A 16,205-nucleotide genomic window follows, 5' to 3' on the forward strand; every position below is an offset into this window, starting at 1 on the left:
CTACATGTCCGAATGCATAGTGAGGTTTCAAGACTATAAATATTCTATACGCTATGCTTAACATCTATTTCTAAACTATCTAAACCCACAAGACTATCCAATTTAATAAGAGTAAATTTATGACTAGTACCACTCAGCCAGAACCAACCAATGAACAGCGCCGTATCATTTATCAAGCTCGCCGCGGATTAAAAGAATTGGATTTTTATATTGATCCTTATGTCAAAGAGCTGTATCTGACAGCAGATGCTACTGAGCAAGCAACATTTGCAGAAATGCTCACTCATGAAGACCCAGACTTGCTAGACTATTTTACCAATCAAAATCGTCCAGAAGAGGACGACATCTGGGCGTTGGTCAATAAGATAAAAACATGGCGCCATACCAAAGACTTGGTTTAGGTCTTAAGGAACGGGTCAGTACAATATCTAACGTTTCCCATGGTACGCTTATATGACGCCAGTAACCTCGCTACGTATTGATACAGCTATCACGCCTGCCAGTTATTTACGCGCACTGCTATATGTAGGCTTGACTGGCGTTATGATGATATTAGCATGGTTTGCATCTTTGACTTTGTGGCAGTATTTACTAATCTTAATAGTCTCGGCAGCAGTTGCAAGCTATCTGATTATATCGAGACCGATACTATTACATATTAGTCAGCCATCGCTCAGTCAGCGTGTTGATAAAGAATGGCAGTTACTGATACGAACGGGTCGCGGCGATGAGTTATGGCAAGCAGAGTTAGTCGATATAAATTGTTATAAGTGGGCAATGAGTATCGAGTTCGATATCGTTGAACCTTATCAAAGATCGTTTTCGACGACTATATTCCGCGACCAAGTAAATTCTGAGCAATGGCGACAATTAAATATTTTAGCGAATACCAGTAAGGGTAATATTAGATAGCTGAGTATTTATGGAGCTTAGGTTTTTCCTTTTACGATGAGAAATCCCTACACGTCATAACAAAATAGCTAACTCCAAGGGCAAAGAGATTTGTTATATTAAAATCTGTTATATTAAAAATAGAAAATAAAACTCGTAATTCTGCTGTCCTGTTATTAAAGAACATGTAGACAGATATGAGGTTTCACAATTTTTAGCAGTATTTTTGTATTAAACAATACGATAAAAAGAGGAATAGATAATGAGCTTATTAGGGAATTTAGTGAGCCAAGTGGCACGTAGTGCAATGAATCCAGACGATGCTCAGCGCAATCCAGTTAATCAACGTACTGAAACACGTCAGACTGGAGGTCTTGGTGATATTTTAGGTAGCGTATTAGGCGGTGGCAGTCAGGCAGGTGGTTATAGCCCTCAAAAAAATAGCCGTCAAGCAGATAATGGTTTTGGCTTAGATGACATCATTGGTGGTCTCACGGGCGGTAGTCAGCGCGGCGGTATGAGTTCAGGTGCTGGTGGACTCGGTGATATTTTAGGTAGTGTATTAGGTGGTCAGCGTACTAATAGTGGGTTCGGTGGTAAAGGTATGCTCGTTGCAGCATTGATGCCCATGGTTCTTAGCTGGATCAAACGTAACGGTGGTTTGAGCGGTGCATTGTCGAAAATTACTGGTATGGGCTATGAAGGTCAAGCACGCTCTTGGATGAGTAATAACGTAGCAAACGATAATTTAAATCCAGACGAAATTAACCGTTTATTTGACGAAAACGAAATTCAGCAAGTAGCCGCTCATACTGGTGCTAATGAAACTGAGGTAAGACAGGGACTCGCTGAGTTATTGCCTGAGGTCATGAATCAGCTAACGCCTAATGGTAATCTGGATAATGAGTCTGAGGCCAATGAAGAGATAGATCAAATCATTAGCCAGCTATCTAGCCGTCTTGGTAATTTTAAGTAGTTTCTTATAAAAATCACTATTTACAGAATTAGTCATATCAATGAAAACACAATAGAAAATGGTCCATCAATAGATGGACTATTTTTTTTATTAATTAAAAGTAAATATCGTATCTAACAAATTTTTATTATTTATTAAACTTATAATCTAAATGTATATGTTAAAAATAGTAAACAATAACGTAAGGATTCTATAAGTCCTATAAAATAGCTAAGACAAGCACTCAGGTTGTAGCTATAGCTTTATCGTCTTAAAAGCATTGAATTAAAGGTACCATCTTTTAATCGCCTAATGATTTCATAAGGATTATTACTTATGCCATTCAAGCCCGTTCAAGCAGCTGTTGCTATTTTAGTCGGTTTGTTAATTTGGTTTGTTATCCCAGTACCGACGGGTGTCACACCAGAAGCGTGGCATATGTTGGCACTATTCATCGCGACTATTGTTGCTATCATAGGTAAGGTACTGCCCATTGGTGCCATTGCTATTATTGCTGTGACTCTAGTGGCACTGACCGGTGTCACAAATGATAATCCGAAGCAAGCCATTAGCGATGCATTATCAAGCTATTCAAGCCCTCTGATTTGGCTCATTGGTATTGCAGTTATGATATCGCGTGGATTGATAAAGACAGGTTTAGGTCGACGTATTGCTTATTATTTCATTTCTATCTTTGGTAAAAAAACCATTGGCGTGGCTTATTCCTTGGCCGCTGCTGAGCTAATGGTCGCACCTATTACCCCTTCTAATACGGCACGTGGTGGCGGTATTATTCATCCTATTATGAAATCCATTGCGCAGAGTTTTCATTCGACACCAGAAGAGGGTACTCAAAACAAAATTGGGCGTTACTTAGCGATGGTGAATTACCACGCTAATCCTATTACTTCTGGTATGTTTATCACTGCTACGGCTCCTAACCCTTTAGTTGTCGAGCTGGTGAATAAAGCCACAGGTGGTGATATTCAGTTATCATGGACAACGTGGGCAGTAGCCATGTTTATACCCGGGATGCTTTGTTTAATCGTCATGCCATTGATCATTTATATGATTTATCCTCCTGATGTTAAAGCAACGCCTGATGCCAAAAACTTTGCAAAAGATAATTTGACAGAGATGGGTCAAATCAGTATTCACGAAAAAATAATGTTCGGTGTATTTGCTCTTATGTTAGTACTGTGGGCGAATATTCCTGCGTTGATTTTGGGTGAACAATATAGTGTTGATGCTACTACCACGGCCTTTGTTGGCTTGACGACACTGATATTGACTGGTGTGCTGACTTGGGATGATATTCTCAAAGAGAAGTCTGCATGGGATACTATCGTTTGGTTTGGTGCCCTGATTATGATGGCAGCTTATCTAAACAAACTTGGTCTAATTAGCTGGTTCGCAGGCAATATTGAGTCTCTCATTGGAACAACTGGGGTAGGTTGGGTAGGTGCAGCAACTATTTTGACCTTAGTTTATTTATACATACATTATTTCTTTGCTAGTACCACCGCTCATATTACCGCACTATTTGCAGCATTCTATGCAGTTGGCCTGACGTTAGGGGCACCGCCGATGTTATATGCGCTAATCTTGGCCGCAGCGGGTAATATCATGATGACGCTTACGCATTATGCGACTGGTACTGCGCCTGTAATTTTTAACTCTGGTTATGTGACGTTAAAAGAGTGGTGGGCCATTGGGGCGATTATGAGCGTGGTTAATTTAGTCATTTGGATAGGTGCTGGCCTCATTTGGTGGAAAGTACTCGGTTATTACTAAATTTAAAAAGCATTTGCTAAAAGCGTGCATCTAATGTTTCTAATGTATAGTTGAGCGCAGCAAAGCAGATATCGGTGTTAAACCCTCTATATTGCAAAAATCGTAACTGCTTAGCTTTTTCTTTTTGCTCAACTGGTATGTCATTACCATACTTTTTGGTACGTGCTGTCACCGCCAGTTTCAGCCAATCTACACCATCAACTAGGTTGTCTGCATCATCATCTACAAACTCACTAAATTCATCAGACTCAGTATTTGCCATATCGATTAGCTCATCGATGTTACCTGGTATAGCAATTTTCTTACGATAGAATTCTTGTTTAATCCGACCACGTCCGCGGCCTTTGCGGATGTTCTCACGTATCAGCATTAGGGTAGTGCGGTAATCACTTTGATACCCTTTTTCTTCAAACTCATCGAGCAGTGCATCAATTTTCTCTGGGTCTTGTTCTTTGTCGATCAGCTTTTGCTTTAGCTCAGCTTTACCGTATTCGCGGCGTGATAAATAATAAAATGCGAGCCAACGCAATCGACTTTCTGCTTTAATCGCATCGATTTCTGCTTGTTTTTGTTCAGGGGTTCGTAAGTAAGCTTTGAGCGCGGCTGGTATGTTATCGTTTTGGCTGTCTGTTTCACTACCATTGATAGCAAAAAGCTCAGCTTCATGTTCTGAGCTTTTGGATAGTAACTCAGTGCTATCACTAGAACCAGTTGTCAAACCATCACTAATTTCGTCATTATGAATGTCGAGTTTGACTTCTGCCAGCATCTCTTTAATGGTTTGCGCTTCAGGTGGTTGATATGTAGGGGCGTCACTAGGCTCAGCGGTAAAATTGGCCGCTGGATGAAAACGCTTTTTACGTTTTTTAGATTTAGAAGTTTTCTTTGACTTAAGAGAGGAGTCTTCAAAAAACGCTGTATCAATAGTAGCGTCATTCGTGACTGAATCATCTTTACTTGAACGGATAGTCCGTTTACTGTATTTCTCTGGTTTTTTAGACTCTTTCGTATGAGAATTCTTGGACGGTTTTTTTAATTTGCTATCAACAGAACTAGCTGAGTCGGCACCCGACTCAGCTAGAATTTCAGCTAAGGTTTTAATTTTCATAATGAATCATAGTGACTGACAACGGTTAATCGTTAAACCATTATTGTACAGGTTCAGAAGCCTGTTCTGCTTCTTCAGTTTCGTCGGCTTTGCTATTTTTCTTTGTACCAAGCTTTTCGTCACGAATCTTGTCTTCGATTTCTTGAGCAATGGCAGGGTTCTCTTTTAAGAAAAGCACAGAGTTGGCTTTACCTTGACCGATTTTTTCGTCGCCATAGCTGTACCAAGATCCTGCTTTGCCAACCGCTCCAATCTCTACACCTAAGTCAATGACTTCGGCTAAGTGGTTCGTACCTTCACCGTAAGTAATTTCAAACTCAGCTTGGCGGAAAGGTGGTGCCATTTTATTTTTAATGACTTTGACACGGGTCTGGTTACCGATGATTTCATCACCGTTTTTGACCGCACCAATACGGCGGATATCCATACGTACAGAGGCGTAGAATTTCAGCGCGTTACCACCAGTCGTAGTCTCAGGGCTACCGAACATAACACCGATTTTCATACGGATTTGGTTAATAAACACCACCATACAGTTAGAGCGTTTGGCGTTACCAGTGATTTTACGTAGGGCTTGGCTCATCAGACGCGCTTGCAGACCCATGTGTGAGTCGCCCATTTCGCCTTCAATCTCGGCACGTGGTGTCAACGCAGCTACTGAGTCAATCACGATCATGTCGATCGCGCCTGAGCGTACCAACATATCGGTGATTTCAAGTGCTTGCTCGCCATTGTCAGGCTGCGAGAGCAATAAGTCATCAGTATTTACCCCAAGCTTGCGTGCATAGACAGGGTCAAGCGCATGCTCAGCATCGATAAAGGCACAGGTACCGCCTTGCTTTTGACATTCTGCAATAGCTTGCAGGGTCATCGTCGTTTTACCTGAGCTTTCTGGGCCGTAAATTTCAACAATACGACCTTTTGGTAGACCACCAATACCAAGCGCAATGTCTAATCCTAGAGAGCCTGTAGAGACCACATCGACATCCATAATGGCCGAGTCATCGCCTAGATGCATGATGGTGTTTTTACCAAATTGCTTTTCGATTTGACCTAATGCCGCTTTAAGGGCTTTGGCTTTATTGTCGTCCATATTGGATTCCTTGTTTTCGGTAGTTAAGTTGATGCTATAAATAAAATATTGGTACTGTTAAAACCTTTGGCCAACGCATACTGACTGTTATGAAGTCGGCAATTATTGTTTGGCTGTTTTATCGAAAAATAGGTTGTCACGTGACTGGTATAGATAGTAGTATCGAAGGTATCGTTCTACTATACAGTAAAATTAAATAGTGAGAGAAGTAAAAATAAGTCCGTACTATACTGTCGTTATCGTTGTTTTTAAGTCAGACTTGGCGTGCTAATTACTCGACTCAACTTCTTAACGCTGTTGATTTGATAAGGTAATTATAACAAAAGCAAGGCACTATAATGAGCGTTGAGGGATGCTAGACGACACTATCTGTCGTATGGTATGCGGCTAAAAATCTATAGAAATGATGCGATAGGCCGTTGTTGTTTTGAACCTTATAATGACTATGCTTGTCAATAGATTTAGGAGTTGTCCACAACAAATAAAAGGACTATTTTCGCTAATTGTGAAACATTATGAATAATTAAATTATTTTAGAAATTATTTAAAATAATTTTTTATGTGTACGAATTTAATATAAGTTATTGATTTTAAATGTTTTATAAATTGTACAAAAAATGAACGATTTTACCTTATCCTTTAAGTTGCTTAGCTATAAAGTTGTCAAGTGGCGACTTATGCACAGGGTTATCCACAGCTTATGGGGAGAACTCTGTAAAGCCTTATAATACATAAGTTTACGTAGATTATTAGTATTAGTAACGGATTCAATATTTCGTTTTTTATCATTTTACAGGTGCTATTTTATCTATAAACAGCGCTATGAGTGCTATGTTTCACAAATTATAAATTTATCTTTTTTTATGCATAATCATACTATAGGCATTAAAAGTCAGGAGTATGACTCAGGATATACATCTAAGATGTCAGTAGACATAGTTATGCGTAGGATGTCTAGTATTTTTAGAGATATTTTCTACAGCCTATAGAAGGCCAAAAAAAGCGGCTACATCAGATAGCCGCTTTGTCAAAACACTTAAAAGTAGAGCTGTATTAATCAGTCTTTGATATAGATCAAATCCCAGACGCCATGCCCACGGTCGAGGCCACGACGCTCAAACTTGGTCATTGGACGGAAGTCAGGACGCTCAGTGAAGTTACCTGTACCTGCTTTGTTAGTCAGTCCAGCGAAACCATCCAATACTTCAACCATCCAAAATGCATAATGCTCCCAGTCAGTTGCTGTATGGAACCAGCCGCCTTGTTTTAAGCTGCGCGTAACGATAGTCATACGTTCAGGACTGACAAAACGACGCTTATAGTGGCGCTTCTTTTGCCATGGGTCAGGGAAGTATAGCTGAATACGGTCGATATGGTTTTCTGGTAGCTGCTTGAGCAATTGAATGGCATCACCGTTTATGATTTTTACGTTGCTCAAATCTTGGGTGCCAGCCATATACGCACATTTACCAATACCAGGCTCATGCACTTCTACACCGACAAAATTACGAGTAGGGTCAGCGGCCGCCATTTCAATAAACGAATCGCCCAAGCCAAAACCAATCTCTACCGTAAGCGGCGCATCTGGGCCGTTAGGGCTATCGGCGAATAACGTACGTAGGTTGTCAATACCGGTAAGATCGCCATCACCAAAACTGTTATTGACCAAATACTCAGAAAATTCTGGAGCAGTTAGTGCAAGCTCAGCGTTTTTGTTCATGTGCGTACGGCGCTTCATAAACGTATTGACGATGCGGATATGCTTGTCAGAGGTCGGTTCTATCTCTTGGCTAGTGCTGTTATCGATATCGATAGGCTCGCTTGTGCTATTAAGGGTTTGCTCATCAATAGTATCGGTACTATTGACGTTGTCATTGATATCAGAATGTTGACTCATAGGATTTGTAAGGCTTAATTAGGTGGGTGATGTTTGCTTATTATAAGTTAAATCCATACAACTGTGAACGGACAATCCTATTTTCGCGTATTTGCTGGTCGGTGCTGTGGTTTCTCTATGTTACACATGGGTTTTAGCGTTATCATATAATGGTATCTTTCAAGTGCTTTTCCTAAGAGTCAGTAAGTAGAGCGTGTTGCCATGTTATTTATTGAGACAGATTCACCGCCACCGTTTTATCAAGAGTCGTTAACACCTACTAAACGTAAGCAGTTAGACAAGTGGTTCATCGGTAATCGTACCCAGCGTTATTACCTCAAACGTTTTGAGCAGTTTGATCAGCAAGGTTATCTGTCACCAAAATGGCATTGGGCTGCGTTTTTTATCACCTTTCCTTGGCTGCTATATCGCAAGCGCTATATGGATGCGATTGTCTATAGTGTTGCAGGGTGGTCTTTTATCCAGCTTAATGTGGCATTAGTGCTAGTCGCCTTTGAATTTATAGCGATGTCCTATGTGCCAGATGCTTATCAGATGGCAACACGTATCAGTATTGCCGCTGTTATTTGGCTATTTTGGTCGTTTATGGTGGCACGCTGGACAGATGCGTATTACTACCGAATGGCAAGGCGTGAGATCGCTGATGCGATAAATGACCATCCGCGAGATGAGGCAGCACAGAAGGCACATCTGCAAAGAGAAGGCGGTGTTAGCTTGTTCGGACTGGCATTAGGGTTTGGTTTTTTTGCATTTTCGCTATTGGTGATTAAGGTGCAGTTCTTACCGATTATTGCCAAGCCAAAAGCAAACGAAGTGTTGTTTGACGCTTATGATATTGCAAAGAATGCCCAAAATCGAGTGGCGTTGATTTATCAACAGACAGGGCAGTGCCCAGTAAATTTGCCCCTGAGTACCGAGCAGCAGCAAATACGCATGCATGTCGATACTCAGGCTGCTGGCGTGACAGAAACTGACTGTGCGGTAGTGGCAACGATTCAGAACGTGACGTTTCCGATACGCTATTTAAACGAGCAGACGCTGGTCTTTTATCATATACCAGACAGTGATAATTGGGATTGCACCAGCTCACTGAATAAAAAACAAGCTCCTAAAAACTGCATAGCTGATTAGGGGCTGTGCTTTACGAGTGTTTATAGATGTTGCTAGTACTGAGAGCTACTGTTTAGGGTTAATGCTTAGGGTCCGTTGCAGTATCATTCTTTTCCTCAACTGGTGTTGCTTGGCTCTTTAACGCCTCATAAAAATCGGTCAAATCCATTTTACGTGCTTTACCAATGTCTTCGTCAAACAAGCTTTCAAGCTCAGCCATTGCTGATTGTGCGGATTCAATCATGCTGGCTTCATCATCATAGATAGCTTGTTGGCGTTCGATCAAGTCATCATCATAGTCACGGAATGTTTTTACTGTTTCTCGCGCTTTTTCTGGTGAGATACCTAATAACTGTAGCGATTCGCGTGACATGTCCAAAGACGACAAATAAGTCTCACGCCAGATGTGCCGCACCCCAACCTCACGCAAGCGATAATAGTGCTGACGGTCGCGTGCTCTCGCCAATACAATCAGTTCAGGATAGTTTTTACGTAAATACTGAGCGGTGGTGATAGAACGCTCTAAGTCATCGATAGCGAGAATAAACACTCGCGCTTTTTGAATACCTGCCGCTCTTAAAATCTCAGGGTTCTTTGGGTCGCCATAATAGACTTGGTTACCGAATTTTCTTACAAAATCTACTCGGTTTGCAGAGCGTTCGATGGCGGTAAATTCGATATTATGCATGCGCAGTACACGGCCAATAATCTGACCGACGCGGCCAAAGCCCGCAATGATGACCTGATGCTCATGATCGGGAATGGTATCGTATTCGCGGCTCGGCTTGCTCTTGGCAAATAACGGCTCACCTACCTTTTCTAACAACAAGAATGCCAGAGGTGTCAGCGCCATCGAGATGGTAACGATAAGATTAAGGGTGTTAGCAAGCTCGGGTCGTAAGACATTTTGAGCGGTGGCGACACTGAATAAGACAAAGGCAAACTCACCACCTTGAGCTAGAGTTACGCCCAATCTGATACTCGTCGGCCAGCGATTGCCCGATACTTTTGCAATCCCTGCAATCACTGCAAACTTGATAAACATCAAGGCGAGCGCGCAGCCAATGATAAAGATGGGCTCTGCCAGAATGAGTTTGACATCGGTAAGCATACCGACCGACATAAAGAAGAGACCTAATAACAATCCTTTAAAAGGTTCGATACTGGCCTCTAACTCATGGCGATACTCGGAATCTGCTAACAACACACCTGTCAAAAATGCACCTAATGCCATTGATAGGCCAATTTGGCCCATTAAGATAGACACGCCCATCACAATAAATAGCGCGACCGCTGTCAGTAGTTCTGAGGCACCACTAGAAGCCACAAATTTAAAGAAGGGTCGAACCACATATCGGCTGGCGAAAATCAGTCCGGCAAAGACAGCAAAAACCTTACCAAAATAAATCAAATCGTAGCTTTGCTCACGCACCCCTGATAAAAAGGGAATGACTGCTAACAATGGAATGACCGCAATATCTTGGAATAATAAGATAGTGAAGGCTTCTCGACCATGCGTGCTTGAAAGCTGCTGTTTTTCAGTCAGTATCTGTAGTACAAATGCGGTAGAAGACAGCGCTAAACCAAAACCAACAATAAAGGCAGTATCTAGTTGTAAGGAGAAAAACTGGTGTAATAGCCACATTAGTAGCGTACCAGTCAAACCGACCTGCAAACCGCCCAATACAAATATAGAGCGGCGCAATGCCCAGAGCCGCGAAGGCTGGAGCTCAAGCCCGATAATAAACAGCAGCATGACCACACCAAACTCTGAAAAGTGCAATAGACTTTCAGCGTCGCCTGCCACATCCAAGCCACTTGGGCCCAATATGAGTCCAGTGATGAGGTAGCCTAAAACCGTTGCAATGCCGAAGCGTTTACCGAGAGGGACAAAGAGCAATGCTGCTCCCAAAAAGATAGTGGCTTGCAACATGAGATTTGGTGAGCCGGCGGCAGCAGCAAACATCTGGGCTCCTTAAAAATTTAAATAAAATACACAATATAAAATGGACGTGACTAAAATCAGTATGACTAAAACGATATCGCGCTAGTATCGATTATTTTTTGCGATAAATTTTCCACACACCATTGTCTGCAAGCGGATTATTATAAGCATCGTTGCGGCGTTTACGCGGTGTCTGGCGACTATCTACAATCTTAAAGTCAGGCAGGGCATGTACAATCAGACCAGTACGATAAAAGCGTACCCGCTCAGGCTCTAGCATCTCGCCCTTACTATCACGACAAAAAACATAAGCACGCAGATCGATAAATTCACGATGCGCTACCAGTCGCGCTTCCTCGTCATTCTCTAGCACTGCTGTCATGCGCTCGATTTCATCATCCGTATATTGACCACACTTATCCGTCAGAGCACCTACTGATCCAAAGCTTTTGGATTCTTTAGCGCGTGTCTTAGTTAAATGTAAACGCTGAACATGATAGATAAATTGCGGTATCTCAAGGCTGGCTGGGAGCGGTAGATAGTCAGGTGGCATGTTGGCCGCTGGATAAAAATCCTTTGCACGCTCAAGCAGATTTTGCCAACGTTGTTGATAGGTTTGGACTTCGGCTAAGTTGCCTTCATAAATAGGCATATCACGGATTTGTCGCAAAATATCAGGTGGAAACTGTTCATTACGAAAGTTTGCAATGTCTTCTTGCAGCGTTGATAACAAAACTTTAGCGTGTTTTTTGCCATCTTTTGATGCAGGATCATCGATATAGTCTGGGGCGACAAAGGGTGCTGAGCGTCTAGACATAGTGTTATATCATCAATAGATAGAGTGAAAATACCAAAAAGTATGATTATAAAAATTAACTGGGGTGCTAAACAAAACTTTATAATAGTTATTATAACCACATAAGCCGATTTGGACTTAATTTTTTTAAGTTGAATAAAACAAAAGATTGTCGTAAATCAAGACTGCTTTAATGTGATCTAGATTCTAGTTCTAATTCTACGTAACTTTTATTATGAGCCAGTATCAGATGCCTATACTTGTATTTTCTAGGTCGTGTTTCAAGTTACTGACTTCTTTATTCAGTCACTTAGCTGAAAATATATCGTTAATGGTTATGACCAATATGACTATTACCATCAGGTAGCTGTCCCGAAATATCACAGACCAAGGCATCGCTATGTGAGATATTCTGAGGATGAGACGAGCTTTCGACCTGAATAGTAGCATGGTGAATACCAAGCTCTAGCAGTCTTTGTTCGAGACTGGTAATTAGAATATTTGATTCATGGATACTCATTTCACCATCGACCACCACGTGACAAGATAGTGCATTAAGACCGCTAGTAATACTCCAAACATGTAAGTCATGTACTTTTTGTACTTGAGAGTCTTCGAGTAATTTTTGCTCTACATCGACTAGCGATATATTGGCAGGCGTTCCTTCCATCAATATATGTACAGAATCACGTACGACGCGGTAGCCACTGATTAAAATAAGTACGGCAACGATTACTGATGCCACCGCGTCTGCCCATACCCAACCAAAACCCATCATAAGTAGCGCAGCGATAATCGCAGCCACTGACCCTAATAAATCGCTCAATACGTGCAAATAGGCGCTTTGCATATTGAGGTTAACGGGTTCTGCATTATTCGGTTTCTGCTCTGTGATTTGGGCATCATCCGTACCATGATTATGGCTGTGTGGCTCGCCACCTTGACTACCTCGATGCATTAGCCAAGCGACCAAAATATTGATCAGCATACCGATAGTCGCCACGATAAGCATGCCTTGGGTCGCAATTTCTGGCGGTGAGTTAAAGCGTTTAATCGCTTCATAAAAAATCATCAAAGCAATTATGACAAGTGTCGCGCCATTTACCGTAGCAACTAATATCTCAAAGCGCTTGTAGCCGAAGGTTTTCTGGTGAGTGGCCGCTTTTTCGCCGATTTTAAATGCGACCAAAGTGGCGCCAAGCGCTATCGCATCGCTTAACATATGCCCTGCATCGGACAGCAAGGCCAAACTACCGGTAAGCCAGCCACCAATGGCTTCGATAAACATATAACCGGTAATGATAATAAAGCTGAACAGCAACGTACGCTGATAGCCCTTGGTATCTCGTGCTGTAGTTGTCTGCTCTAGATGCTCATCATGATCGTGATGGCCTTGGTTTTCTTGAGTGTAGTTATTTTCTTCATCTTCGCGAACGTACTTAGGCACATTCGTATTATCATGCTGTTGGCTATGATTGTGCTCGTCAGAGTTTGGATTATTTGAATTCATAATAATACTCAAATTCGCTGATAGTTGCGTTCGATAGATGATGTTTACTGATAAGTGACGTTTACTGATAAGTGATGCTTGCTATGGGTAGAGTAGGCATAGAGCCTTGATCGCATATCATTTGATAGTTATAAATTTAACATAGCCAAGCATGAGAAGCTGTAACGACGAAGTAAACATGATGAGGAGATGAGTAGAAAGATATGCACCCATTTGTTGAGAGCTGCGTGAGAACTACCAACCGACAGGATCAATGTCCAAAGTAAGCTTAAGGTATTTAGCGCTTGGTAGGGCAAGCACTGGCTGCCACCACTGTCCTAACACATGGTGCAATTGACGACGGTCTTTAGCCAATAGCAAAAGCTGTGCATGATAGCGGCTGTTCTTTTTACTCATGGGCGCATCAATAGGACCGAGAACAGCGAGGTTATGAGCATTCGGCAAATGCGCAATAGCATCCTTGAGTGCTTGAGTAGTAGCTGCTAATGTTTTACCTTCGCAGCGTATCAATGCAGCATGTCGATGAGGAGGTAAGCCCATCATTTGACGTTCTTGCAGTAGCTCGCGCGCGAATGACAAGTAGCCGTCTTTGACCAGTTTTAATAGTAACTCGTTATCAGGCTGCAACGTTTGAATCAATACGCGGCCAGCTTTGTCACCTCGACCAGCACGGCCAGCTACCTGAATCATGAGCTGTGCGGTATGCTCTGGTGAGCGGAAGTCTGCTGATAAAAATCCGCGATCAGCATTGGGTAAGCAAACCAACGTAACGTTGGGGAAGTGATGACCTTTGGCAACCATCTGTGTACCGACTAATATGGCAGGGTTGCCTTTATTGATTTGCTCGTAAATATTTTCCCAACTGTCTTTGCGTCTTGTGGTATCACGGTCTATTTGAATAATCGGATAGAGCTCTTTGCTGGTTTGGGGGTTGGCAAAGATTGCGTGTAGATTTTCGCTAAGCCTTGTCGTTCCCATACCTTTGGCATCTAGGTTTTGACTGCCACAATCAGGGCATACGGTAGGGATATAGGCTTGCCAATCGCAATGATGGCATTTCAAATAAGAGTTGCTTGAATAACTGTTTCGCTGGGATTGGCTATTATAGTGAACGGTCAGGTGCGCGTCACAGCGCGGACAATCTGCTTGCCAGCCACAAGCCTCGCACAATAGAACAGGTGCATAGCCACGACGATTCAAAAATATCAATACCTGATCACCAGCCTCTAGCGTTTGCCGTATCGCCCCGATCATGGCATCTGTCAGCCCTGTATCATAGCGCGCACCGTCATCTTGTGCTTGTTGATGGGTACTTTGCAAGCGAGCATCGATCAGTTGCATGGTTGCAGGTTTGGCATTGCCCGGACGAGTAAGCAGTTGGTATTCTGCTAGTTTGCCATCATCGACCAGTTTTAAATGCTCAAGAGAAGGTGTGGCAGTACCAAGTATCACTGGGATTTTGTATTGCAAACCTCGATAGAGAGCGACATCAGCGGCATGATAACGTAACGTGTCTTGTTGCTTATACGAGCCATCATGTGCCTCATCAACGACAATCAGGCCTAAGTCTGCGAAAGGATATAGCACAGCTGAACGTGTGCCGATAACGATTTGTGCATGCCCCGTGCGGCAGTCTTGCCAACCTTGTAAGCGATGAGTGTTAGTCATGCCAGAGTGTAATAGCACAATATGGGCGGCAAACCGACTGGCAAATCTTGCCCGCGTTTGCGGTGTGAGGCCAATCTCTGGTACCAAAATAAGGACTTGTTTACCAGCCTTTAGTACGGCTTGCATCGCTTGCAGATAGACTTCGGTTTTACCACTACCAGTAATACCGTTGAGCAAAAAACCAGTATAAGTATCGGATTCGTGTGCAGCAATAATAGCGTCGACAGCAAGTTTCTGCTCATCATTGAGATCAAGTGGCATTTTTGCCAGTTTAACTGGAACAGGTACTTGTTTTGGCTGAATATAGCGCTCGACTAACCCTTTATCTTCTAGCGTCTTTAAAAATGCTCGTTGCACACCTTCTAGTAGCAATACATCTTCGCTTGCGCCATGCTGACCATGTAGCTTTAGCATGTCGAACTGCTGCTTTTGTTTTTTAGCATTGGCTCGAAAATCATCATCAGTGATATGAGGCAAAATGCGCCAATGGGTAATCAGCAAGTCTAATGGTTTGCCTTGACGGACAAGACTTGGCAGGATAACTGCTAACACATCGCCAAGCGGATAGTGGTAATAGCGGGCTAACCAATAGGCAAGCTTGAGCATGTCCAAGTCCAAAATAGGCTCAGCATCTAGACATTTATTGATGGGTTTGATTTTATTGACAGGTACGCTGCTATCGTCTTGTGAAATATGAGCAATTACAATACCAATCAGAGTCTGACGACCAAACGAAACCTCAACGCGGCTGCCGATTTGCGGTATCGCACTGTCTGGCAAAGCAAGCATATCAGCTGGTAGGCTATAGTCAAACACCCGATAAAGGGGAACGGGTAGAGCAACTTGTACCAACATAAACGGCTTCGCAGTCTTATTAGGTGAATATGAGATCAGAATAATAGAACGGAGACCAATAAGCTTAGCATGATGCTAAGCTTATGGTGATATGACTTATAGGCTGTTGTTAAAATTAGCACCTAATATTAAGCATTAAATATCATCTTATTCGATATAAAGAATAGACTCAATTTCTACCACACCACCTTTAGGTAGAGCAGCTACTTGGACGGCAGCGCGGGCAGGATATGGCTCGCTTAGATTGGCGACAAACACTTCGTTCAAGACAGCAAAATCACTCAAGTCAGTCAAAGATACATTGAATTTGACCACGTCATTTAGACTGCCACCAGCTGCTTCACAGATAGCTTTGATGTTTTCAAATACTTGCTCAGCCTGTGCTTTAAAACCTTCTCTTAGTTCCATCGTGTCAGGATCAAAACCAAGCTGACCTGAGATATAAACAGTATTACCGACTTTTACAGCTTGAGAATAGGTGCCGACTGCTGCAGGTGCTTTATCAGTTTGGATAGTTTGACGAGTCATGGGGTGTCCCTTTTATATTTTATGTGAGTGATTCATTTCTACTAGAATAGCAGTT

At 42.4% G+C, this 16,205-nt stretch carries 13 protein-coding genes; 5 read left to right on the top strand and 8 right to left on the bottom strand.

All coding sequences use genetic code 11. From position 1 onward, the window contains the following. Nucleotides 1–119: 119 nt before the first annotated feature. From CXF60_RS10495 to CXF60_RS10510, 4 genes are all read left to right on the top strand, one after another. Entirely contained in the window at nt 120–401 is a 282-nt protein-coding gene (locus tag CXF60_RS10495) for an FAD assembly factor SdhE (RefSeq protein ID WP_057761419.1), read from the top strand. A 52-nt stretch (nt 402–453) separates the two neighbouring features. Continuing rightward, nucleotides 454–912, top strand: coding sequence for a hypothetical protein (locus CXF60_RS10500; protein ID WP_102091887.1), 459 nt, complete (start codon nt 454–456; stop codon nt 910–912). Between the two features lie 241 nt (nt 913–1,153). Continuing rightward, nucleotides 1,154–1,867 (top strand): YidB family protein, encoded by a 714-nt coding sequence (locus tag CXF60_RS10505; protein ID WP_102091888.1) that lies wholly within the window; start codon nt 1,154–1,156, stop codon nt 1,865–1,867. A 315-nt stretch (nt 1,868–2,182) separates the two neighbouring features. Continuing rightward, nucleotides 2,183–3,640: an anion permease gene (locus tag CXF60_RS10510; protein ID WP_102091889.1), complete on the top strand. Its 1,458-nt coding sequence runs from the start codon at nt 2,183–2,185 to the stop codon at nt 3,638–3,640. 16 nt (nt 3,641–3,656) lie between these two features. Here CXF60_RS10510 and CXF60_RS10515 read toward each other — a convergent pair whose 3' ends face one another. The 3 genes from CXF60_RS10515 to trmB all read right to left on the bottom strand — a co-directional run bounded on the left by CXF60_RS10515 (nt 3,657) and on the right by trmB (nt 7,738). Continuing rightward, a complete protein-coding gene (locus tag CXF60_RS10515) occupies nt 3,657–4,748 on the bottom strand; it encodes a regulatory protein RecX (protein ID WP_102091890.1) in 1,092 nt (363 codons plus the stop codon). A 40-nt stretch (nt 4,749–4,788) separates the two neighbouring features. Further along, nucleotides 4,789–5,841 (bottom strand): recombinase RecA, encoded by a 1,053-nt coding sequence (gene recA / locus CXF60_RS10520; protein WP_101205782.1) that lies wholly within the window; start codon nt 5,839–5,841, stop codon nt 4,789–4,791. A 1,057-nt stretch (nt 5,842–6,898) separates the two neighbouring features. Next, complete coding sequence (gene trmB, locus CXF60_RS10525) at nt 6,899–7,738, bottom strand: tRNA (guanosine(46)-N7)-methyltransferase TrmB (RefSeq protein ID WP_102091891.1); 840 nt, start codon at nt 7,736–7,738, stop codon at nt 6,899–6,901. Between the two features lie 201 nt (nt 7,739–7,939). Here trmB and CXF60_RS10530 point away from each other — a divergent pair, with 201 nt between their 5' ends. Continuing rightward, nucleotides 7,940–8,869: a DUF2628 domain-containing protein gene (locus CXF60_RS10530; protein WP_102091892.1), complete on the top strand. Its 930-nt coding sequence runs from the start codon at nt 7,940–7,942 to the stop codon at nt 8,867–8,869. Nucleotides 8,870–8,927: 58 nt separating this feature from the next. On the opposite strand, the gene CXF60_RS10535 is transcribed toward CXF60_RS10530, so the two are convergent. The 5 genes from CXF60_RS10535 to CXF60_RS10555 form a co-directional block, all read right to left on the bottom strand. Further along, nucleotides 8,928–10,814, bottom strand: coding sequence for a monovalent cation:proton antiporter-2 (CPA2) family protein (locus CXF60_RS10535; protein ID WP_102091893.1), 1,887 nt, complete (start codon nt 10,812–10,814; stop codon nt 8,928–8,930). A gap of 91 nt (nt 10,815–10,905) precedes the next feature. After that, nucleotides 10,906–11,610 carry a hypothetical protein gene (locus CXF60_RS10540; protein WP_102091894.1) on the bottom strand — a complete coding sequence of 235 codons (705 nt, stop codon included), beginning with the start codon at nt 11,608–11,610 and terminating at the stop codon, nt 10,906–10,908. A 307-nt stretch (nt 11,611–11,917) separates the two neighbouring features. Continuing rightward, entirely contained in the window at nt 11,918–13,099 is a 1,182-nt protein-coding gene (locus CXF60_RS10545) for a cation diffusion facilitator family transporter (RefSeq protein ID WP_102091895.1), read from the bottom strand. Nucleotides 13,100–13,333: 234 nt separating this feature from the next. Then, nucleotides 13,334–15,622: a primosomal protein N' gene (locus CXF60_RS10550; RefSeq protein ID WP_102091896.1), complete on the bottom strand. Its 2,289-nt coding sequence runs from the start codon at nt 15,620–15,622 to the stop codon at nt 13,334–13,336. 147 nt (nt 15,623–15,769) lie between these two features. Further along, on the bottom strand, nt 15,770–16,150 hold the full coding sequence (locus tag CXF60_RS10555; protein ID WP_057761400.1) for a RidA family protein: 381 nt from the start codon (nt 16,148–16,150) through the stop codon (nt 15,770–15,772). Nucleotides 16,151–16,205 lie beyond the last annotated feature (55 nt).

Origin of the sequence: Psychrobacter sp. 4Bb (genome assembly GCF_002836735.1) — a bacterium.
Taxonomy (GTDB): domain Bacteria; phylum Pseudomonadota; class Gammaproteobacteria; order Pseudomonadales; family Moraxellaceae; genus Psychrobacter.

Excerpts from the sequence above, each read along its gene's own strand:
- CXF60_RS10495 (WP_057761419.1), top strand. The coding sequence starts at position 120 with ATGACTAGTACCACTCAGCCAGAACCAACCAATGAACAGCGCCGTATC.
- CXF60_RS10535 (WP_102091893.1), bottom strand. The coding sequence starts at position 10,814 with ATGTTTGCTGCTGCCGCCGGCTCACCAAATCTCATGTTGCAAGCCACT.
- CXF60_RS10505 (WP_102091888.1), top strand. The coding sequence starts at position 1,154 with ATGAGCTTATTAGGGAATTTAGTGAGCCAAGTGGCACGTAGTGCAATG.
- CXF60_RS10515 (WP_102091890.1), bottom strand. The coding sequence starts at position 4,748 with ATGAAAATTAAAACCTTAGCTGAAATTCTAGCTGAGTCGGGTGCCGAC.
- CXF60_RS10540 (WP_102091894.1), bottom strand. The coding sequence starts at position 11,610 with ATGTCTAGACGCTCAGCACCCTTTGTCGCCCCAGACTATATCGATGAT.
- CXF60_RS10530 (WP_102091892.1), top strand. The coding sequence starts at position 7,940 with ATGTTATTTATTGAGACAGATTCACCGCCACCGTTTTATCAAGAGTCG.
- recA (WP_101205782.1), bottom strand. The coding sequence starts at position 5,841 with ATGGACGACAATAAAGCCAAAGCCCTTAAAGCGGCATTAGGTCAAATC.
- CXF60_RS10545 (WP_102091895.1), bottom strand. The coding sequence starts at position 13,099 with ATGAATTCAAATAATCCAAACTCTGACGAGCACAATCATAGCCAACAG.
- CXF60_RS10550 (WP_102091896.1), bottom strand. The coding sequence starts at position 15,622 with ATGTTGGTACAAGTTGCTCTACCCGTTCCCCTTTATCGGGTGTTTGAC.
- trmB (WP_102091891.1), bottom strand. The coding sequence starts at position 7,738 with ATGAGTCAACATTCTGATATCAATGACAACGTCAATAGTACCGATACT.
- CXF60_RS10510 (WP_102091889.1), top strand. The coding sequence starts at position 2,183 with ATGCCATTCAAGCCCGTTCAAGCAGCTGTTGCTATTTTAGTCGGTTTG.
- CXF60_RS10555 (WP_057761400.1), bottom strand. The coding sequence starts at position 16,150 with ATGACTCGTCAAACTATCCAAACTGATAAAGCACCTGCAGCAGTCGGC.
- CXF60_RS10500 (WP_102091887.1), top strand. The coding sequence starts at position 454 with ATGACGCCAGTAACCTCGCTACGTATTGATACAGCTATCACGCCTGCC.